This window comes from Collinsella sp. zg1085 (assembly GCF_018889955.1).
In the GTDB taxonomy this organism is placed as follows: domain Bacteria; phylum Actinomycetota; class Coriobacteriia; order Coriobacteriales; family Coriobacteriaceae; genus Collinsella.
Genome location: NZ_CP076545.1, coordinates 1,529,859 through 1,550,543, shown reverse-complemented (window position 1 = coordinate 1,550,543; position 20,685 = coordinate 1,529,859). Strand labels below are relative to the sequence as shown.

Sequence of the window (20,685 nt, the reverse complement as noted above, 5' to 3'; positions counted from 1 at the left end):
GGAGCACTGATTGTCTATGACCACCATTGAGCTGCTTTACCCCGAGTTTGGCAACCAAGCAGGCGATAATGGCAACGCGTTGTACCTCAAAGCTTGCCTGCCACATGCACAGTTTATCGAGACGTCTTTTGGACAGGAGCCGGCTTTTGTAGGCCGCAACGATATTTCTTGTATTTTGCTTGGCTGCATGACCGAAAAGCAGCAAGAGCGCGTTTTGAACGAGCTGCTGCCCCACGCCGAGCGTCTAAAAGAGCTTATCGACCAGGGCGTTTCTATGCTTTTTACCGGCAACGCCGTTGAGCTGTTGGGAACAATGATTATTACCCCGCAAGGACGAGGACTTCCTGCATTGGGTGTTGCCAATTTTGTTACTCATATCAAGATGCCTACGCGCTACGTAAGTGTGTGCAAGGGAAGCTGTCAGCTTAATCATGCCTCTGAGCCTTTTGAACTGGTAGGCTGCAAAATGCAGTTTACTCAAGCAGAGCCGGGCGGCAAGGTGCCGGCTTTAGCTGAGCTAAGCCAGGGTTTTGGTCTGAATGAAGGCAGCACGTATGAGGGCGTGCATATCAAAAATCTTGTAGGGACGTGGTTTTTGGGGCCGGTTCTTACTCAAAATCCGCCACTCACGCGATGGTTACTTGACACCATGGGCGAAACCGAAGCCCCACTGGCATATCACGACCTAGTCTGGGAAGGTTATCGCCAGCGCGTGCAAGATTTTGCCACTCCGGGCATTTCCCTATAAAAATTATCCTGTTTACTGCATTGTTTTGAGGAGCTAGTATGGCATATCGTCCCACGCCTCAACCGGGCATACTTCCGCGCAATTTGCGCTTCTACCTCGCGTTATTTGCGGCTAAGTTAGTTCGCATGCTGCTACGCCTTATGAAGCGCACGGGCAATCAGTTGCCTGGTGTGGTTGCTGAGCATATATGCCCCGATTTTTTATCGCGGGTAGGTAAGCCTGAGCGGGTGGTGTGTATTACTGGTACCAACGGCAAAACAACTACCACTAATTTGCTGGACGATATATTGCTTGCTGCAGGTAAAGACCCTGTGATGAATCGTGCGGGGAGCAACTTGCTTACCGGTATAGGAAGTTCTTTTTTGGCAAATGCGGGATTAGGGGGGGCAGCACGCAAACAGCTGGCTTGCTTAGAGCTCGATGAGCTCTCATGTCGGCTTGTTTTACCACCGGTTGAGCCAGAGTTGCTGGTGATTACCAACCTCTATCGCGACAGTTATATGCGCAATGCTAACCCAGATTTTATATATGGCGTTATTGACGCTGCGATAACGCGCAAAACCCACCTCATCCTTAACGCTGATGATTTAATGACCTGTCGAATTGCGTCGCAAGCGACTCAGCGAAGCTATTTTTCTATTGCACGCATGCCTGGCGACTTAAACGATGCCGAAGGTATTGTGAGCGACTTAGGTTCATGTCCGGAGTGCGGTGGCAAGCTTATATACGATTACTGCCATCTGCGCCACCTAGGCAAGGCGCATTGCGAGCGTTGCGGGTTTAGCAATCCAGCCCCTGACTACGAAGTTGTCGAAGTAAACCCTGATGAGCATAGCTTTACGGTAGCTGAACATTGTCATGCAGCAAACGGTAAAACCCCGCACTACGCCTATCATATCGGTGCATATTCGCTCACCAACTTGTACAACTTAATGGCTGCTCTAACAGCGGCGCGCGAACTAGGCATTCCGGCTGAGCAGCTGCAAGAAATTTTGCAGACAGGCAAGGTGCAGGTGCCAGAAGCACGTTATAGTGAGATAAACGTGCAAGGCAAACGACTGGTTAATCTTGCGTCTAAGGGCTGGAACTCCACTGCGGTATCGGCATCGTTTGGGGCTATTCGCCAAGAACCGGGCAATAAAGTAGTCGCACTTTTGTTGGCTGACTTTGAGGTCGCAAAAGACCCTGGTCGCACTGAGTTTTCAGGTTGGATTTATCAAACAGATTTTGAGTATCTGGCGCGCGAGGACATCAAGCAAATCATCATTTTAGGTTGCTATGTTCACGACCTTAAGCTGCGCCTACTGTTAGCTGGTGTAGATGAGAGTCGTATTACCTTCGCAAAAGACGAACTCGACGCTGCAGACCTCACACAGCTTGATGACATCGACGCAGTATTTTGCGCTTATGACATTCACGGGCTTGAAGAAATTGAGCGTTATCGGACGCGCGTGGCCGAGCGTCTTGAAGCAATACATTAGTGGCGTGGCGGACGCTGCGCGCAGTCCGCTGCGAGTAGTTTGCCGGTCGTTTTTGTTGCATATTTGCCCGTGGCGCATGTCTACACAAAAGCGTGCATGAATGGTGGCTAATATAAGTAGCAACGTAAATCTAAGACCTTTCTACGCATCTTCAAAAATGTATACCGACTTGGATAAAGACTGCGGGGCTAGACTTTCAATTATAGGGAGATGCTATCTCAAAGAACTTTATTTAACTGGAGTTTTAATTAGATTACGTTCACGGTCGAATTTAGACCGTTCACCGGTTTGCACAAAAAATCTGAATAAAATTATCTCAAAATAGTATACTTCACTCTGTAGGAACCGCGCGCGCAGACATACCGCCCGCGCAAGTCGGACTCTTGAGAAAGGACCTTTTATGTCCAAACCCATCGGTAAGCCCGATCGCATTGTTGTAGCTCTTGGTGGTAACGCTCTTGGCGATACGCCGCAGGAGCAAATTGAGAAGGTTGGTGCCGCTGCACACGCTCTTCTCGGCCTGATTGAGCAGGGCAACGAGATTATCATTACGCACGGAAATGGCCCACAGGTTGGCATGATCCAGAATGCGTTTGCTGCCGCTCATGATGCTATTGGCACACCTGCTATGGATTTGCCTGAGTGTGGTGCTATGAGCCAGGGCTACATTGGTTATCACCTGCAGCAGGGTATTGGTCGCGAGATGCATCGTCGTTATAAGCGTTGGCACGCTGCTTCAGTAGTTACCCAGATTGAGTGTGACCCTGATGACCCCGCGTTCAAGAATCCTACCAAGCCCATTGGTCCGTTCTATACTGAGGAGCAGGCCAAGCAGATTATGGCTGAGAATCCTGACATGACCTTTGTTGAGGACTCTGGCCGTGGTTGGCGCCGCGTTGTTGCATCACCTGAGCCCAAGAAGATTGTTGAGGCAGACTCAATTCTTAACCTGCTCGATAACGAGTTCATCGTTATTGCATGTGGTGGTGGCGGTATTCCGGTTGTGCGCGATTACAACAACAAGGGCTGCTATAAGGGTGTAGCCGCTGTTATCGACAAGGATATGGGTGGCGAGCTGTTGGCTGAGGATTGTGGCGCTGACGTCCTCTTCCTGCTGACTGCTGTTGAGCATGTTGCTATTAACTTTGGTAAGCCTGACCAAGAAGAGCTTGAAGAGATTACGGCTGACGAGGCTGAGCGTCTGGCAGACGAGGGTCAGTTTGGCAAGGGTTCTATGGAGCCAAAGGTTCGCGCTGCTATTAAGTTTGCCCGTTCTCGTAAGGGTCGTACCTGCATTATTGGTGCACTCGACAAAGCTGCCGAGACCATGGCTGGTCTTTCCGGAACCCGCATCACGGGTTAGTACCAGCTGCGCGTAAGCGCGGGTGTAAGCGCGATTTGGTGCTCATTCAGAATCGAGCGTGGGTTGCCCGCGCTGTATAACTTCTTATAACGTGCTCTGCCCTTAACGGGCGGGGCACGTTTTTGTTGGCACTCAGTTAGAAAAATAGCGTCGGATGCTCCGTGGGGGTGCTCGCGTACAGTTCGCTTGTGCTATTGGAGTGCTCACGCACAAGCCTTGTGTTATTCCTTAGCTGCTGATAGGTCACTCAGCAGGTGGTTGAGGGTTTGCATGAGTGCACGTGTTTCTTTTTCGTTGAGTGATAGCTCCGCCGCCATGCAGTGAGGAATATCACGCGCCTTTTCTCTCAGTTTTTGCCCGGCAGCTGTTAGCACAATAGAGCGATGCCGCTCATCACGCGAATCAATAGTGCGCTCTAAAAAACCTGCTTGTTCAAGTTTTTTGAGCACCGGTGTTAAGGTGCCAGAGTCTAGGTGCAAACGTTCGCCAAGCTCGCGGACACTTTGCCCATCGCGTTCCCACAGCACAAGCATGGTGAGATATTGCGTGTAGGTTAAACCAAGCTTATCAAGGAGCGGAGCATAGCGGCGCGTCGCTGCTTTCGATGTTGCATAAAGCAAAAAGCAGAGCTGATTATCAAGTAAAAGCTCAGGATAGGGTTCCTGAGCTTTATGATGCAATGCAATATGTTGATGTTGGGGCTTGCGCGTATTCATTACTGCAAAAGCTCAGCAATGGCAGCTTTAACCTCGTCCATGCTGGCAGTGGGCTCAAAACGAGCAATAACATCACCGGATTGGTTTACCAAGAACTTGGTAAAGTTCCACTTGATATATGCCTTGTCGCCAAACTCTTTGTCAACACCGTGCTGAATGGCTTTCATGGCAAGTGCCTTGGCTCCTTTGCCAAAGCCCTCAAACGGCTTCTCAGTAGCAAGATGCGCAAAGAGGGGCTGAGCGCTCTCGCCGTTAACGTCACCCTTCTTGAACTGTGGGAAATCGACCGCATAGTGCAGGGTGCAGAACTCATGAATCTCTTCGTCGCTGCCAGGAGCTTGGTTCTTAAACTGGTTGCAAGGGAAGTCCAAAATCTCAAAACCCTGCTCACGATATTCACGATAGATATTTTCAAGGTCTTCGTATTGCGGAGTAAAGCCACAGCCTGTTGCGGTGTTTACAATGAGGAGCACCTTGCCCTCGTAGTCCTTGAGAGACACCTCGGTGCCGTCAGGTTTGGTTGCGCTGAATTCATAAACGCTCATATTGGCCTCCTAGCAGCTTTTATATAAAGCTATAAATATTGTATACTATTAAATTGTACACAATCTAATTTTGATGTAAAGCCTACAGCAGGTATGACATAAAGAAATTCATATTGCTTCAATACGATTATTGCACCAAGCGTGTAGGCCACGTACAGTGGAGGGGCTAACTTGCTACCTGCTTTTACCAATCGCCTCAAATCTTCGCCCGTCTACCGAAAAATGCGCCACCCCTATACCGTTTCGTCTTGCTTACTCGTACAATGTATCTACGCTAACAACACGTCTCAGGGAGGCTTTATGAAGCGGGTGTTTGGTATTGACCTCGGCGGCACCACCGTTAAGTTTTCTATTGTCGATGAGGCTGGGCAAGTCCTTGATCAGTGGGCTATTCCAACAAACGTTGAAGAAAACGGCATCAATATTGCAAGCGATATGGTCGCAAGCATGAAAGAGAAAATGGCCGGTCTTACAGGCGATGATGTTCCTGTGGCAATTGGCGTTGGTGTGCCGGGACCCATTGTGGGCGACATGGTTGAGCGTGCAGTTAATTTAGGCTGGAGCAACATGCCGCTCGGTCGTGTACTTAAAACCGAGATGGATATGCCCGTGGCGCTGCTCAACGATGCAAACGCCGCCGCTCTTGGCGAGGTTTGGATGGGCGGAGACCCCAATAACGCAACTGGCACCGCTGTGTTTGTTACCCTTGGCACCGGTGTTGGTGGCGGCATTGTCATTCAGGGGCAGGTTATCAACGGTGAGCACGGTTGCGCAGGAGAGCTTGGCCATAATCCCGTTGATGCTCATGATGTCCGTGTATGCGGGTGCGGCAAAACCAACTGTCTTGAGTGCTATGCGTCGGCAACAGGGTTTGTAAAGACGGCTAATCAGCTGTTTGCCAAGGCGGGTTCGGCGCATATCTTTACCTCGGGAAAAGAGGTTTTCGATGAGATTGCTGCTGGAGAGCCGCTCGCTATTGAGGCGCGCGATATTACAGTTGAGTATTTAGCGTCAAGCTTGGCTGCGGTGGTTAATACGGTAGATCCGCAGGAAGTGATTGTGGGCGGTGGATTGTCGCACGCTGGTGATTTGTTGCTTGGACCTCTGGCTGACCGTCTGCGCGATTACGTGTTCCCGGCTGTGCGCGACCGTTACGTTTTGCGTCGCGCGGTACTTGGAAACAACGCGGGTATTTTGGGCGCAGCATATCAGGCAATTCGTCTCATATCATAAGGATTACCAGCCTAAATATAGGATTGAGCCACAAGCTCATGCTACAATAGATGCTCCTTGAAGCGCATCAAAAAAGGAGCTTGTCGCATGGCTCGTCCAACCATTCAAGATGTCGCACGCGAAGCGGGTGTTGCCTTGGGTACGGTTTCAAACGTGCTCAATCATCCTAATCGCGTGCGTTCTTCTACAAAAAAGCGTGTACAAAACGCTATGGAGACCTTGGGCTTTACCCCTAATCAGAGCGCTCGTCTGCTGGCAGGTGGTGAAAGCACCATGCTGGGTCTTGTGGTGCCGCGCCTAACGCACGGCTATTCTTTGCAGATTGTGAGTGGTGTGCAACGTGAGGCAGAGCGTTATGGGCATCACGTCTGGATTGCAAACGCTGCCGATGATGTGGCAGCTATGGCTGTGTGCATACAGCAGTTTTTGAGCGCTCAAGTTGCTGGGCTTGTGATACAGAGTTTTGATGGCCATCCTCTGCGTAATATGGCTGTTCCTTCTCGAACTGCGCTGAGCTGCATGGATGTGCAGGGGAGTGAACCGGGTTATTTTGCGGTGGCCGATAGCCAGGCTGAAGGAACGCTTGTTGCTGAGCACCTTATTGCAGCGGGTGCGCGACATATTGCGGTATTGGGAATTTCAAAACATCGCGCACACCAAGATCGTGCCCAAGGAATTGCTAGTGTTGCGCAGCAGTCTCTTGAGGTACATTTTGAGTTTATCGAAGAGGGTGATTGGTGCTCGGCAAGTGATGGCTATGAGCTGGGTGAGCGTCTTGCAGCACGGCAAAAGTCAGAGCGTCCCGATGCATTACTTGCGCTTTCCGATGTGCTTGCGGTAGGTGCAATTGCAGGAGTGCAGGCAGCAGGACTTCAGGTGCCAGATGATATGCTCGTCGCCGGTTGCGATGGAAATCCGCTTGCATGGACTGGTGGTGTACCGTTGACGACGGTTGTTCCATCAGGGTATGAGGTCGGCCGACGTGCGGTGCAACAAATCATGGAGCAGTTTGACCTTGCAAAGCTAGGGGAGTTAACTGGTGAGCCAGCACCGCGGGTTGTTGATGTGCATCAGGCTATTGTACGCCCGTTTTTGTTGCCGCGCGAAAGCACGGGTGCGATGCAAAAGCATGGTGCAAAACCGGACTTGAATGTTGGTGCATATTTGTAGTTACGTTGCTGCTTGTTTCCCGAAGGCGGGGTGTGGGGTGTGGTTGGTGCACTGGTTTCACTTTGCTAACTGAACTACTGATTCGCAAGCTTGCTGGGCGACGTAGGCTTTTCACGTCGCCTAAGTTGGATGAATGAGTTGTAAACGTATGGGGTGGCATAGTCTTTTCACGGGAACTGCGCTTCGCGAAAGTTCCCTTAGAAAAGCTATGCCACCCCTAAGTGGAAGCTCTATCTCACCTGCTTTGTACAGTAGCTCCATCTCAACTGAACGAATGCTTGTGCTTTCCGAATGTGCTTCGCAAAATTCTCCGAACGCAATCATTCGTCCTTCTCTTAGAGTAAGTGCACATACAGCGCTCAGCTCGCCCCACACCCCGTCATTCACAAGCAGCGCGTATGAGATGAAAGGGTTGGGGTTGCAAGCTCTAACGCAACTAGAAAGAAATCCCGCTTCAAAGGCTTTTCTACTCGAAAGTTTCCCTAGAAGCGTGCACTCTGCAAAACTGCTAGTTACTCAATTCAGATGAGACCAAGGTATTGCATTCTCCGAATGTGCTTCGCAGAATTCTCCGAACGCAATACCTTGGTCTTTCGCCTGTTTTCCGTATTTGGAGCAAAATCTCAAATCAAGGAGAATAGTTCGTGAACACTTCTAAAAAAGTAGCTCGTTTATCTCCTGCGTGAACAGATTTCAAAACACCGCTAAATTGTATAAGCTGTTTTGACAGAAACGGGCAATTTGGTAGTAAAAACTGACAAAAAGGGGCAATCTGGCAATAAACCCCCTGTAGTATGAAAAACTGCAACTCATCTACCTGCAGGTTTATAAAATAGCGAATAACCCACGGGGGTTCTACACTGCCAAATTGCCCATTTCTGTCAAAAAGGGTTGGACTAGAATCGCCCGTGCAATACCGCTGACCTGCTCTTTGGCAAAAATGACTAATTTGACGCAAAAATCTGTCATTTTTGACGAATTTGACGTAAAGCGACAGTTGTCAACTTACTCTCAACTCATCTACCTGCGGTTTTGCAAAACAAATACTAACCCGCTGGGTTATAGAGAGTACTTTTTCGTCATTTTTGCCAAAGTGACAGGTGTAACTTATCGATGCGGTAAGAGCAATAGTCCTCAGAGCAGTGCAATAGCGTTTCTCAGGTGCATAACGATGCAGTGATGACTTGCTGTGGCGATACACTAGCTTAATGGGAAGCCACAGGGATTCTTTGAGTAAACAGTGTTCCTACGAAATTATAAAACTCAGGGTTTCTAGTAAGTAAATCAATCTAGTGTACGGTTTTTTGTGAGCACCTTGAGTATAGAGGGTCTGTACAAGCGAGATTATCGGCATTTCCGCAGGAAAGATGCTTTACTGTAGTGGAGTGTACTTTAGTCTAAGCAATTTTTTCGTACACTAGATGGATTTGCTCTTGAAAAAAACTCCGATGTGCCTAAAACACATCGGAGTTTTCAAAATCGAGCCCTAAAACAGTAGCAGAGCCGCCACTGATTACAAAGGTTTGCGCCTTAACGAACCTGTGCTACGTAGGCAACGTTGGTTGAAGAAATCTTATCCTCAAGCTGAACAGACATACGTGGGTCACCAGCAGTGGCTACGGTAATGTCTCCCTTTTCAACATAGCCCAGCTCTTTGGCAGTTTCAATTGCCTTCACGATGGTGCCGTTGACAGTGCCTTGAGTAATAGCAGCAAGATGCGGTTCAACGCCCCAGTACATAATCATTTGCTGTACTGCCCACTCATGACGGGAGAACGCAACAACTGGCATATTAGGCCGGAAGTGCGAAACTAAGCGCGCGCTACGTCCGGTAGTTGTTGGAACAGTAATGCACTTTGCCCCAACAGTAGTTGCCATGTTAACTGCGGAAAGTCCTACAACGTTGTTAACAACGCGCGTACCGTGTGCGCCTGCAGGAACTTCAAGCTTGCCATGCGCAGGCAAGTGCTTTTCGGTTTCGGCAGCAATATGTGCTTGCATACGAACAGCCTCTACAGGATACTGACCGGCAGCAGATTCGCCAGAGAGCATGACCGCATCGGTGCCGTCATAAATAGCATTTGCAACGTCGGCAACCTCAGCGCGTGTGGGGCGTGGATTGTGCTGCATAGAATCGAGCATCTGCGTAGCGGTGATTACCGGCTTATATGCGTCGTTGCACTTCTTGATAATCTTCTTTTGAATATGAGGCACGAGCTCTGGAGCAATCTCAATACCAAGGTCGCCGCGTGCGACCATAATGCCGTCAGAGTGCTCAAGAATGTCGTCAAAGTTTTCTACGCCCAGTGCGCACTCAATCTTGGGGAAGATAGTGACATGCTCACCGTCGTTTTCGCGGCAGAGGGTGCGAATTTCTTCGACACCAGCGCCGTCACGGATAAATGATGCAGCAATGTAGTCAATGTTTTGCGTAAGACCAAAAAGAATGTCTTGGCGGTCGCGCTCGGTGATGGCAGGCAGCGAGATATTAACGTTGGGCATATTAACGCCCTTGCGCTCGCCAATGAGGCCGTTGTTGAGTACGACGCAGTGAATATCGTTGCCATCGACCGACTCAACCTCAAGTCCTACCAAGCCGTCATCAATCAGAATGCGCGAACCAGCGACAACCTCTGTGGGAAGAGCAAGATAATCAAGCGAGATATGCTCTGCGGTACCGGCAAAATCTTCGGTGGTAGGCTGGGCGGTAACGATAATTTTATCTCCCGTATGCACCTCAACTTTTTTGTGGTCCTTTAACAGACCGGTGCGAACCTCGGGACCTTTGGTGTCAAGCAAAATGCCAATAGGACGATTGAGTTCTTGAGCGATACGGCGGACACGCTCAATGCGTCCCTGATGCTCCTCGTATGAACCATGCGAGAAATTGAAGCGTGCAACATTCATGCCCGCTTTCATCATTTCGCGCAGGATGTTTTCATCATCACAGGCGGGACCCATCGTGCAGACAATCTTGGTGCGTTTATACATGCAAGCCTCCAACGTGTTGTGTTTACCGTTTTGCTGCCTGAATCATTATATATAAGCAATAAGCTGAGATGCTGTAAAACACTTTACAACTCAAGAGCTTTTTATAGAAAAGCTGTGTGTGCGTGCGGGATAGAATCCAGCCTGAGCTTTGCGCGCTGTGCCCTCCGCTTTTTGTACGCGCATGCAAGATGCCGAAGTTTGGCGTGGCTCAGGCTTAACACGCTGCGGCGAACGGTCGTTTTTGACCCGTGAACGGTTGGTGCTTGAAATCCCGGTTTACGAGCGCTCAATACCTTTTTGCTCTTACAGAGAGGCAAATTCAGCAAAACGGCAAGGTGAATCCCCTTACCTTTGAGTAAGTCCTTACCGCGGGGTAATGAGCTTCCATAAAAGTGCGTACTTGTTGGCACTTTTGTGCGAATCATAGCATGTACATCAAGGATAGGTGAGTCCATTTGGGGGTTTATCCGTGGATTCATACACAAGTAAGAGAAAGAGGGAAACTATGTCAATTGAGCGAAAAGGATACCATGTTGGGGGCGAATGGTGCGAAAGCAAAACTGATACCTACATTCCGGTGCTTGACCCTTCTACCGGCGATACCATCGCTGAGGTGCCTCGTTGTACAAGTGCTGAAGTTGAGGCAGCTATTACATCTGCTCAAGAGGCATTTGAGTCTTGGAGCAAGGTTTCACTCTCTAAGCGCGTTCAATATTTATTTCGCTGGCGTGAAGTTATTCATAGCTATTTAGACGAACTGACCGAGCTTTGTGCTCGTGAGCACGGTAAAAACTTGAATGAAGCGCGCGGTGACGTGCTTAAGGCGCTTGAGCCAACCGAGCTTGCCTGCGCTTTGCCTTTGGCATCGCAAGGCACCGGTGCCATGCAGGTTACCACGGGCTTTGATTGCTCGACCTATCGTGAGCCTTTAGGTGTTGTAGCAGGTATTGTTCCGTTTAACTTTCCTGCCATGATTCCATGGGGATGGATGGTGCCGCTTGCTGTTGCCTGCGGAAATACGGTTGTGTTAAAAGCTGCAACTCCAACCCCGCTTACTGCTATGCGTATGCTGGAGCTGTTTTATGACGAAGCAGGTTTTCCAGCGGGTGTTGTTAATTTGGTGACATGCACCCATCATGAGGCTGATTTGTTGCTTACCGACCCGCGTGTGAAGGCAGTAACCTTTGTTGGCACTACGCGTGTTGGGCGCGAAGTTTATGCCCGTGCAGGTGAGCATGGAAAGCGCGTTCAGGCACAAACTGAGGCAAAAAATCATGCCTTGGTGCTTGCCGATTGCGACCTAGATGCAACGGCAGCTGCGGTGGTGAATTCCGCCTTTGGTTGCGCTGGCGAGCGTTGCATGGCGCTTCCGGCGGTATGTGTTGAAGAATCTATTGCCGATCAATTTGTCGCACTTGTTAAAGAAAAGGCGGCAGCGCTCAAACTTGGACGTGCCTATGACCCTACAACGGGTTTGGGTCCGGTGGTCTCGGCTGCTCATCGCGACCACGTGCTCTCATGGATTGAGCGTGGCATCAATGAGGGCGCAACTCTTGTCTTGGACGGTCGCAATCCTGAGGTTCCTGCTGGTTGTGAGGGTGGCTTCTTTGTGGGCGCGACCATCTTTGATCACGTAACAGAAGACATGGCAATTGGACGCGATGAAATATTTGGTCCAGTGCTTGCCATAAAGCGCGTGCGCGATTTTGACGAGGGTATTCGCATTATGAACGCAAATCCCTTTGCAAATGGTAGCTCAATTTTTACGCAGGACGGTTATTTTGCACGTCGATTTGTGCGTGAGACCGACGGCGGCATGGTTGGAGTAAACGTTGGTATTCCGGTGCCCTCAGCCTACTACCCCTTCTCGGGCAATAAAGATTCCTTCTTTGGCGATCAACACGTATTAGGGCAAGACGGTTATCGCTTCTATACGAGGGCAAAGACAGTTACCACACATTGGTTTGACGACATAGCGCGCCGGGGTCAGCTTGACTCCTGGGAAGGAACTGTCGAGCGCATCTAATAAGCAACATGACTGCAGGCAAATACTTGTATGCCTATAGATAGCTGCATATTTGCTGCATCATCAGCAATAAAAAGCAAGGGAGAAACTATGCTTTCTGTTGAAGCATTTGCTAAGCACCTGGACACCGCATTTTTAAGTCCAGCGCTTACCGAAAAAGAAATTGTTCAGCAAGCGCGTATTGCACGTGAGTATCAGGTGGCAAGTTTTTATACCATGCCGGTGTGGACGTCGGTGGTAGCGCGTGAGCTTGCTGGCTCAGGGGTACACGTTGGCGCTGCCTGCTCATTTCCGCATGGTGCCACAACACTCAACATGAAAATCCAAGAGATGGAAGAAGTGGTGGCGCAGGGTGCGACCTCAATCGATTTAGTTGCCAACGTGGGAGCCATTAAAGGCGGCGATTGGCAATTGGTTGAGCGTGAGGTAAAGGCGTTGCGCCAAAAAGCTGGTAATAATTTGGCAAAGCTCATTATCGAGACTTGCTTTTTAACCGATGACGAGCTAGCGCGCGTAGTTCAGATTTGTTCAGCCGAAGGCATTGACTATGCAAAGAGCGGTACGAATGCTCAGGGAAAATCGGTTGATCACCGGGTGCGCGTCATGCTTGATAACGTTTCTGGCAACACGCGTGTAAAGGTTTCGGCGCTTCCCGATACGTTTATGATGTCAACCATTTTACACCTGATAGATGAGGGTGTAGGCCTGTTTGGAACTATGTATGCCGCCGATTGCATTGATGAGTATCGCGCCTATCTTGCTTGGTGCGAGGCTCGTGGACAACATCAGCAGTAAGTTCTATAGAGAAAGGAATAGAACATGATTAAGCGTACGATTGCACAGCTGGAAGCGTATAGCGCACCCGGACATTTTGATATGACGGCGATGCGCGTGCACGGCAAAGACGAAACGGGTGCCCAGAAGTTCTGGATTGGTCGCTCAGTGTTTTTGCCCGGTGGCGGAGCAGAGTGGGCATATGAGGACAATCCGCTTGAGAAGGTTTACTACGTTCTTGATGGCGAAATGACCGTGACGGATAAAGACGGCACAGAGTACGTGATTCACAAGGACGAGTCTATTTCATTTTTGCCTAATGAGGGGCGCGGGCTCGTTAACAAGTCTAACGCTCCGGCAACCATGCTGGTCATTATCAATTACCCCGAAGCATAAGGAGCCGTGCCATGTCTGAGAACAAGCCTGTAAACGTGAGCCGCGACACCGTTGACCATCTCTTTGATATAGAGGGCCGTGTTGCCATTGTTACCGGTGCAACCGGTGCTTTGGGCGGGGCTATTGCAGTTGCATATGCGCTCAAGGGGGTAAAGGTTGTTGCGACCGCTCGAAATGCTCAAAAACTCGATGCTCTGCGTGTACAAATCGAGGGTGAGGGAGGAGTTTGCACCACGGTGGCAGCCGACCCATCAGACACAGATTCATTTGCACAGGTGATTGAAGCTGCAAAGCGCGAGTTTGGCGGTGTTGATATTCTTGCAGTTGCTCATGGCTATAACAAACCTGAGAACATTCTTACGCAAAGTGTTGAGGATTGGTCCTACATCATGGACGCAGACCTGAAAAGCGTCTACATTGTATGCAAGATGGTTGCAGAGGAGATGGCTCAAGCAGGAAAAGGCGGCAAGATGGTCGTAGTTTCTTCGGCACGCTCAAAGATGGGCATGGCTGGCTATACCGGCTACTGCGCGTCAAAGGGTGCTTGCGACCTTATGATTCAATCTATGGCCTGCGACCTTTCTGCTCAATATGGCATCAACGTTAATACAATTAATCCAACGGTTTTTCGCTCAGATTTAACCGAGTGGATGTTTGATCCAGACTCTGCTGTGTATCAAAATTTCCTAAAGCGCCTGCCCATTGGCCGCTTAGGCGAGCCATCCGATTTCTTAGGTTTAGCTGTGCTGCTTGCCTCACCTGCTGCTGATTTCTTAACAGGCGGCAACTATGATGCAACGGGCGGATACTGGGCTTGCTAAGAGGGCTTTTATCGGCAAACTGCACTGCTTTTACAGCTTCATGCGTTGAGATGTTTATATATTAAAGGAGACTATCATGGGAAAGAACGTATTTATTGACCTGACGCATCCGTTTAGCGCTGAGATTCCGCGCTGGCCATATTTTGATAAACCGGCTATTAACAGCAAGCATACTATGGCTAAGGGTGGCGTGCTAACCCAAAATATCAGCTGCACCATGCATACCGGTACACACTGCGATGCTCCGCGCCATGTTATGGAGTATGAGTTTGACGGTCGTCGTGCGCGGTATATCGACGAAATGCCCATTGATGCGTATACGGGTGATGCTGTATGTATCCCTATCGACATTGAGCCATGGGGCCTCATTACCGGTGAGCATCTGGAAGCAGGCTGCAAAAAGGCAGGTATTGACCCTTCTGAGCTTGAAGGTATGGTGCTATGCCTGAATACCGGCATGCATCGTTTATTTGACGATTCAAAAGTTTATTATCACTATGCGATTGGTACAGGTGTTGAAGCTGGTAAGTGGTTTGTTGAACATAAGCTTAAATGCGTGGCTATGGACTCTCAAGCGCTTGACCACCCGCTACACACGGCTATGGGCAACAACGGTATGACCCGTATGAATCTTTTGGGCGCAACGGGCCGTCCCATCACCGAAGAGTACCAGGAGCTCTTTGGCGAAGAAGCATACGCAGAGTTTGATAAAGAGACATATATTCGCCTTCATGGTCAGGAAGCATATGACCAAAAGTTTGGTGACCTCGAAGCAATTGGCTGCTGGGGAACTTGGGAGCCCTGCCATAAGATGATGCTTGGTCATGGCATCGTGGGCGTTGAGAACTTGGGAGGCGACCTTGATAAGGTATGTGGCAAACGCTTCCAGTTCTTCTGCTTCCCGCTGCGCTGGTATTTGGGCGATGGCGCTATGGCACGCTGTGTAGCAATGATTGATGAGGACGACGTTGTTGCTGGTGTTGTAGACCGCACCTATAAGTATGGTGGAACCGGCTATGGTGACCCTGAGGGCAATGGCGCCAGCGGTCTTGAATATGTCCAGCGTCTTTTTGCACGTAACAAGTAAGGCTTAAGAAGCCGCGCCTTAGCTCGCCTCTGTATACCTTTTGCAGAGGTGAGCTTAGCTTTTGCATTCAATGCAATACTACCGTTTACCGAATAAGTTTCTTTCAGGACAGGTTGTAAATATATAGTTATAAAACTACTGTTCAAAAATATTGAGCATGAGAATTGTTGGTAAGTGATGCCATATGAGCAGAATCAACTCAAATGACCCACGTGTAGCAAGTCGAACGTCTCGAGTGCGGGCAGAGAATCCGTACCAGCATGTGCTGTCGGTGTTTGGCGGTAAGTGGAAAATGACAATTCTGCGGGAGATGGCACATTTTGGCTCTATACGTTTTAATCAGACCTGCCGCGTTCTTAAAGTATCTGAAAAGGTGTTAAGCAAGCAAATCAGCGACCTTATCAAAGCGGGGGTTGTTGTGCGCTGTGTTGATTCGAGCATGTATCCTCCGGCTGTAAGCTATGGTCTAACTGAGTCGGGACAAGAGCTCATTCCTATACTTGATAGTATCTATTATTGGAGTGTGCGCGATATGCATCGCAAGGGTATTCCGCTTGACCCTGATGCGTTGGTTGTTCACGGAGCCGAGCCAATGGAGCCTGAAGAGATTGTGGCTGATGAGGCTCTAGGTGACCTTGCTGTGTCTGAGCATGTACCTCTCTTAAAAGACGAAAGCGATATAAGCCTGTAGAAGACCCTGCCAAGCGCTTTGCTACAACGCTGTGTTTGGGCTTCGTGTCCGCTGCGATGCCGCCGCCATGCCAAACTACGGCGCTATCTATGCGTGCGTTCGTCGCTCCGCTTAAGCATACTCCAGAGTGTGGTTCGACTGATGCCGAGTGTCTTCGCTGCTACGCTACGATTGCCTCCATAGCTTTCAACAACCATGCGGGCAATTTCTGCTGTGGTTTCGGACAGTGGTTTGAGCACGTCAATCATAGAGGCGGCATCAGGGGTTGAGACAGACGAAAAGCGCACCGTAGACTCGTGATGCAGAGCATCGCGGAGGGTGGCAGCTGTGATGACATGTTCTTGCGCTGTGGCATAAGCCCAGTTCATAACCTGCTTAAATTGGAGAATATTGCGCGGCCAATGATATGAGTTAATAATTTCAATAGCTTCGTCACTGAGCACGGGGGCGTCTTGCCCGTCGCGCTGTGCTAAAGCCTTGAGATAGCGCTCACAGGCATACGCGCTTATTTTTATACGACGAAGTGGCGGCACGTTGATGCGAAATCCGTCAAGGACATCGGCAAAGTGACGAGCAACCTCGGGCTCTTCACCCGTTTTGAGCAGGTTATAAGAAAAGACAAGCTTACTTCGATCGGCGAGCCGTGTGCGCTGAATAACTCCAAGTAAGCTTCGCCAACGTAGTGCACTCAGCATATGAAGGCTTCTAAAGGCAATAAAAAAACCCGCTTCAAAAAGCGGTGAGCGGTGATCAGAAATGAGAAAATCCCAAGCAGCGTCATCAATAATATCGCAGTTAATTTCAATATACGGCTGGCTGGTATAAGGGCTTAGCAGATAGAGTAACTGCACAACGCGCGGTTTACCGCTCCCTGTCTCGCCAGCAATAAAGACCGGGCGGCTAGAGCTGCCCATACGCTGTAGTGCAGTTTTTAGCTCAGCGTCGGCTTCCAAAATTGCAAAGGTACTGGTGTGGTAGCTGGCTTCAATATCAAGTTGTGTGAGATAGCTTATGCCTGTTTGTCGGTTTTTACCGGGAATAAGCTCAGAACTAATGGTAAAGGCGAGCTGTCGTTTGCCTTCGCGTTCATGCACTAGTGAACGTACAGAATAGAGGGCTCCATCGCGACGAAAGAGAAAACGCTTAGGCGGAAGTCCTTTTCGTGCGTGGCGCGTGAGCTCATCAAGCAGCCCATGCTCATCAGATGCCAAGGTAGTGTAGGAAAGTTCTCCATCTCCAGAAAAAACTGCTAATCGAATACCTTGTAGTCGCACAATGTCGCGCAACAATTGCTCTCGCGCATTGATTTTTCGCGCATTTGAAAGCACCAGCTGGGCACGCTCAAATGCTTCGCGCACGCTTTCATGCCCAGACGCTATAAGTGCTGCATTAAGACCACGTTTTTGTGCTTGAGAGCTTGCAATAGCATCTCCTATGACCGCGTCATAACCGATGTGTTCAATGTGGTTAAGAACCTCATCAAGCTCATCCTCAAAATCGATGGGAAAGCAATCAATATGAAACCCAAGAAGCTCAGCAGTTTGCGGAATATCGGCAAGAATACTGCGAAAGCCAACAGCTGCAATATGCCCTGTTTGAGCCCCTGTTTGCTGTACACAGCGCACAATATCAAAGGGCGAAACCTTAATTGCAATGATAGGGAGCGAAAATTCCTCTTCAAGCGATTCTGCCGTGCCACCGCGCGAAATAACTGCGTCAAAGTCTTTATGAAAGACCGATAAGGCAGAGATAAAAGCCTCATCAAGGTTGCCGCTTGCAGGGGTGACCTCAAGGTCGGGATAGTCATGGGCAACTTCTTCGATGATGGGAAGCAGCGCTGGATAAGGGGCAAGGGCTAAGACCTGCATATATACTCCTTGCTGATGTATTCGTGGCGTGTGTTACGCAGCCTGAATGCTAGCTCTGACGTGCGTAAATGCTCATCGGTAGTATAGAGCCTGGCTTATTGATTGTTCAAATACTCAACACTCAGTTTTATAAAACGTTCAATTTTTAGACAAAAATAGGTGATTCGTACGTTTCGGAGTTTGTACGAGCTCCCTACTATGGAAATACCAAAGCTAGAACAAACACCAAAGCTGGTACAAAGGGGAGGAGGCAAAGGTGCTTAAGCTACTCGTTATTGCTGACGATTTAACTGGAGCACTCGACGCCGCTGCTCCACTTATTCACTGTGGTGTCGAAGTATGCACTACTCCGTTATCCATATTGTCGCTTGAGTGCCTCGATGAACAAGTTCAGGTGCTTTCAGTTAATGCTGCAACTCGTCATTTGCCTGCCGAAGAAGCGCGCAAACGCATAGCGCAACTGGTTGGGGAAGCAGTACAAGCGGGTGTGCCGCTGATTGTAAAAAAGACCGATTCGATACTCCGTGGCAATATTGGTGCTGAGCTTGAAGGTGCGTTGATGGCGCATAGTGCAACAACCTTGCATTTTATGCCGTCGCTTCCCGCAATGAATCGCGTGACGTGCGGCGGCGTTCACTATATTACAGATATACCGGTGGCAGAAACTGCTCTTGGGTCTGACCCGTTTGAACCGGTTACAACTTCACGTGTGGCAGATATTATTGCTCAGCAAAGCATGCAAGCAGTGAGCGAAGTTGCTATAAGCAAAGCCCTCTCGCATAGCCCAGGCATTGCGGTATACGACGCAATTACCAATGAAGAACTTGATAGGCGTGTAGCAGAGCTCAAGAACACTCGTCCGCTGTTGCTTGCCGGATGCATGGGCTTAGTGTCCGCGCTTGCCCGTGTGTTTTTTGCTGCAAAGCCAGAGCAAGCGCTACCAGAGCATGGGTCAGCTCTGCCACAGCATATGGATATGAGCGGCTCAATAGTTGCTTTTTGTGGCAGTGTGAATGCTGTTTCGGTTAAGCAATGTGCAGTGGCACATGCAGCGGGTGCTCCGCTGCATAGCCTGACAGCTGCACAGATATTACAGAGCTCGTGGCATCATACGTCAGAGCTTACTCAACTTGCGCAGCATGTTTCTCAGGAGTTGAGCACAAATGCGCTGGTGGTTATTGATGCGAGTACGCGCGTTAATCAAGATGACGTTGAACAGGCAGGTCTTGTAGGTATCTCTGACCTTCGTGACTACACGGCGGCTAATCTTGGTGCTATCGCTGGTGAGCTGCTTCGTCAGGGTTCTATAGAAAACATCCTCGTTATGGGTGGCGATGTGCTGCTTGCCTTGCTTGAATATTTGCATATTTCGCGTTTGCGCATGCTGTTTGAGTTTGCGCCTGGAGTGGTGGTCTCTGAGCTTGAGCTTGAAGGGCGTACGGTACGCATCGTGTCTAAATCGGGTGGCTTTGGCGAGCCTGACTTATTTTTTCGTATATCGCAACAGCTTTATACATCGGCTGCATAGCCATTTGTTGTTTACGGATTCACTCACAAGAGAAGGAGAAACACCATGCTCAATTCGTACAGTTTAGGGCTCCCTCATGCAGTATACGCTGGTGAGCAGGCTACCGAAAACCTTGCGCTGGTGCTTGAGAGTACAGGCGCTACGAAGGTTGCGCTGTTTTGCGATGCGTCAATTGCGAAATTGGGTCTTGCCGATGCTGCCATTGCCATCATTGAGCAAGCGGGAGCCAGCGTTGAGATGACTACCGATTTAGTGCCTGAGCCGAGTTATCACGATGTGCAGAAAAATGTTGACTGGTTCTGTGCAACTGGCGCTGATTTGATTCTTGCCATTGGTGGTGGCTCGGCTATGGATGCTGCCAAGCTGGTTTCGGTATTGGCAACCGACGAGTACAGCATTGTAGATTTACTCGACCAGCCAAACCTTGCCAAGAAGCGGGTTCCAACAGTAATGATGCCAACTACCGCAGGTACAGGAGCTGAGGTTACACCTAATGCAATTGTTGCGGTGCCGGAGCGTGAGCTCAAGATAGGTATAGTATCTGATGCCATGATGGCCGATGCGGTTATTCTTGATGTGGTGTTTATCAAGGGGCTGCCGCGCTCCATTGCTGCAGCCACTGGGCTTGATGCACTATGCCATGCTATTGAGTGCTTTACGAGTAAAAAAGCAAATCCCTTGAGCGATATATTTGCTCTTGAAGCACTTGATTTGATTCTCAAAAACATTGAAGCTGCCTGTGATGACGTGGAGGCACTTGAAGCTAAAAAGAATATGCAGCTGGCTAGTTTTTATGCTGGCTTTGCAATTTCGGCAAGCGGCACAACGGCGGTTCATGCGCTTTCATACCCCTTAGGCGGGCGCTTTCATGTCGCACATGGTGTTTCTAATGCCATTTTGTTAATGCCTGTTATGCACTACAACGAGCCTGCCTGTGTTGAGCTATTTGCAAAAGCTTATGACCGCTGTATAGCAGGCGATGCTAAAACAAACGAAGAAAAAAGTGCGGCTCTGCTGGCGCGTATGGACGAGATTGTAAAGCACCTAGATATGCCTGCAAATTTGGGAGCCTTGGGTGTGGACAACGTTGATTTAGATTCGCTTGTTGCCTCTGGTATGGAGGTCACGCGCTTGCTGGTTAATAACCGGCGCGAAGTAAGCCCCGAGGCAGCGCGCGCTATCTACCAGCAGATTATCTAAGGCTTGAAGGCAGCCATACCAGTTAGTGGCTGAAAAGAAGAGCGGCT

17 protein-coding genes are annotated in these 20,685 nt (G+C 49.5%); 13 read left to right on the top strand and 4 right to left on the bottom strand.

Going from position 1 to position 20,685, the window contains the following annotated elements; genetic code table 11:
* Nucleotides 1-16: 16 nt before the first annotated feature.
* From KPC83_RS06570 to arcC, 3 genes are all read left to right on the top strand, one after another.
* Complete coding sequence (locus KPC83_RS06570; protein WP_253200909.1) at nt 17-748, top strand: glutamine amidotransferase; 732 nt, start codon at nt 17-19, stop codon at nt 746-748.
* Nucleotides 749-786: 38 nt separating this feature from the next.
* Entirely contained in the window at nt 787-2,229 is a 1,443-nt protein-coding gene (locus KPC83_RS06565) for a MurT ligase domain-containing protein (RefSeq protein WP_216278456.1), read from the top strand.
* A gap of 400 nt (nt 2,230-2,629) precedes the next feature.
* Nucleotides 2,630-3,592 carry a carbamate kinase gene (arcC, locus tag KPC83_RS06560; RefSeq protein ID WP_216278455.1) on the top strand — a complete coding sequence of 321 codons (963 nt, stop codon included), beginning with the start codon at nt 2,630-2,632 and terminating at the stop codon, nt 3,590-3,592.
* 221 nt (nt 3,593-3,813) lie between these two features.
* Here the strand turns inward: arcC and KPC83_RS06555 are convergent, their stop codons facing one another.
* Both KPC83_RS06555 and KPC83_RS06550 read right to left on the bottom strand, forming a co-directional pair.
* Nucleotides 3,814-4,308 (bottom strand): MarR family winged helix-turn-helix transcriptional regulator, encoded by a 495-nt coding sequence (locus tag KPC83_RS06555; protein WP_216278454.1) that lies wholly within the window; start codon nt 4,306-4,308, stop codon nt 3,814-3,816.
* Nucleotides 4,308-4,853, bottom strand: a complete 546-nt coding sequence (locus tag KPC83_RS06550; RefSeq protein WP_216278453.1) for a glutathione peroxidase — start codon at nt 4,851-4,853, stop codon at nt 4,308-4,310. The genes KPC83_RS06555 and KPC83_RS06550 overlap by 1 nt, the downstream gene beginning before the upstream one ends.
* A 300-nt stretch (nt 4,854-5,153) precedes the next feature.
* Between KPC83_RS06550 and KPC83_RS06545 the strand changes: the two genes are divergently transcribed.
* Both KPC83_RS06545 and KPC83_RS06540 read left to right on the top strand, forming a co-directional pair.
* Nucleotides 5,154-6,086 carry an ROK family protein gene (locus tag KPC83_RS06545; RefSeq protein WP_216278452.1) on the top strand — a complete coding sequence of 311 codons (933 nt, stop codon included), beginning with the start codon at nt 5,154-5,156 and terminating at the stop codon, nt 6,084-6,086.
* An 87-nt stretch (nt 6,087-6,173) separates the two neighbouring features.
* A complete protein-coding gene (locus tag KPC83_RS06540; protein WP_216278451.1) occupies nt 6,174-7,256 on the top strand; it encodes a LacI family DNA-binding transcriptional regulator in 1,083 nt (360 codons plus the stop codon).
* A 1,530-nt stretch (nt 7,257-8,786) separates the two neighbouring features.
* Here the strand turns inward: KPC83_RS06540 and pyk are convergent.
* Nucleotides 8,787-10,247, bottom strand: a complete 1,461-nt coding sequence (gene pyk, locus KPC83_RS06535) for a pyruvate kinase (protein ID WP_216278450.1) — start codon at nt 10,245-10,247, stop codon at nt 8,787-8,789.
* Between the two features lie 505 nt (nt 10,248-10,752).
* Here pyk and KPC83_RS06530 point away from each other — a divergent pair.
* From KPC83_RS06530 to KPC83_RS06505, 6 genes are all read left to right on the top strand, one after another.
* Nucleotides 10,753-12,273: a CoA-acylating methylmalonate-semialdehyde dehydrogenase gene (locus KPC83_RS06530; RefSeq protein ID WP_216278449.1), complete on the top strand. Its 1,521-nt coding sequence runs from the start codon at nt 10,753-10,755 to the stop codon at nt 12,271-12,273.
* A gap of 90 nt (nt 12,274-12,363) precedes the next feature.
* A complete protein-coding gene (gene deoC / locus KPC83_RS06525) occupies nt 12,364-13,068 on the top strand; it encodes a deoxyribose-phosphate aldolase (RefSeq protein ID WP_216278448.1) in 705 nt (234 codons plus the stop codon).
* A 24-nt stretch (nt 13,069-13,092) separates the two neighbouring features.
* A complete protein-coding gene (locus tag KPC83_RS06520) occupies nt 13,093-13,443 on the top strand; it encodes a cupin domain-containing protein (protein WP_216278447.1) in 351 nt (116 codons plus the stop codon).
* A gap of 11 nt (nt 13,444-13,454) precedes the next feature.
* Nucleotides 13,455-14,264 (top strand): SDR family NAD(P)-dependent oxidoreductase, encoded by an 810-nt coding sequence (locus KPC83_RS06515; protein ID WP_216278446.1) that lies wholly within the window; start codon nt 13,455-13,457, stop codon nt 14,262-14,264.
* Nucleotides 14,265-14,340: 76 nt separating this feature from the next.
* The gene (locus KPC83_RS06510) at nt 14,341-15,351 is read left to right on the top strand and encodes a cyclase family protein (protein WP_216278445.1); all 1,011 of its coding nucleotides are present in this window, start codon (nt 14,341-14,343) and stop codon (nt 15,349-15,351) included.
* Nucleotides 15,352-15,535: 184 nt separating this feature from the next.
* Nucleotides 15,536-16,042, top strand: coding sequence for a helix-turn-helix domain-containing protein (locus KPC83_RS06505; protein WP_216278444.1), 507 nt, complete (start codon nt 15,536-15,538; stop codon nt 16,040-16,042).
* Between the two features lie 83 nt (nt 16,043-16,125).
* Here the strand turns inward: KPC83_RS06505 and KPC83_RS06500 are convergent, their stop codons facing one another.
* The gene (locus tag KPC83_RS06500) at nt 16,126-17,910 is read right to left on the bottom strand and encodes a sigma-54-dependent Fis family transcriptional regulator (RefSeq protein WP_216278443.1); all 1,785 of its coding nucleotides are present in this window, start codon (nt 17,908-17,910) and stop codon (nt 16,126-16,128) included.
* 256 nt (nt 17,911-18,166) lie between these two features.
* On the opposite strand from KPC83_RS06500, the gene KPC83_RS06495 reads away from it, so the two are divergent.
* The gene (locus KPC83_RS06495) at nt 18,167-19,438 is read left to right on the top strand and encodes a four-carbon acid sugar kinase family protein (protein ID WP_216278442.1); all 1,272 of its coding nucleotides are present in this window, start codon (nt 18,167-18,169) and stop codon (nt 19,436-19,438) included.
* A 45-nt stretch (nt 19,439-19,483) separates the two neighbouring features.
* On the top strand, nt 19,484-20,638 hold the full coding sequence (locus tag KPC83_RS06490; RefSeq protein ID WP_216278441.1) for an iron-containing alcohol dehydrogenase: 1,155 nt from the start codon (nt 19,484-19,486) through the stop codon (nt 20,636-20,638).
* Nucleotides 20,639-20,685: the final 47 nt, after the last annotated feature.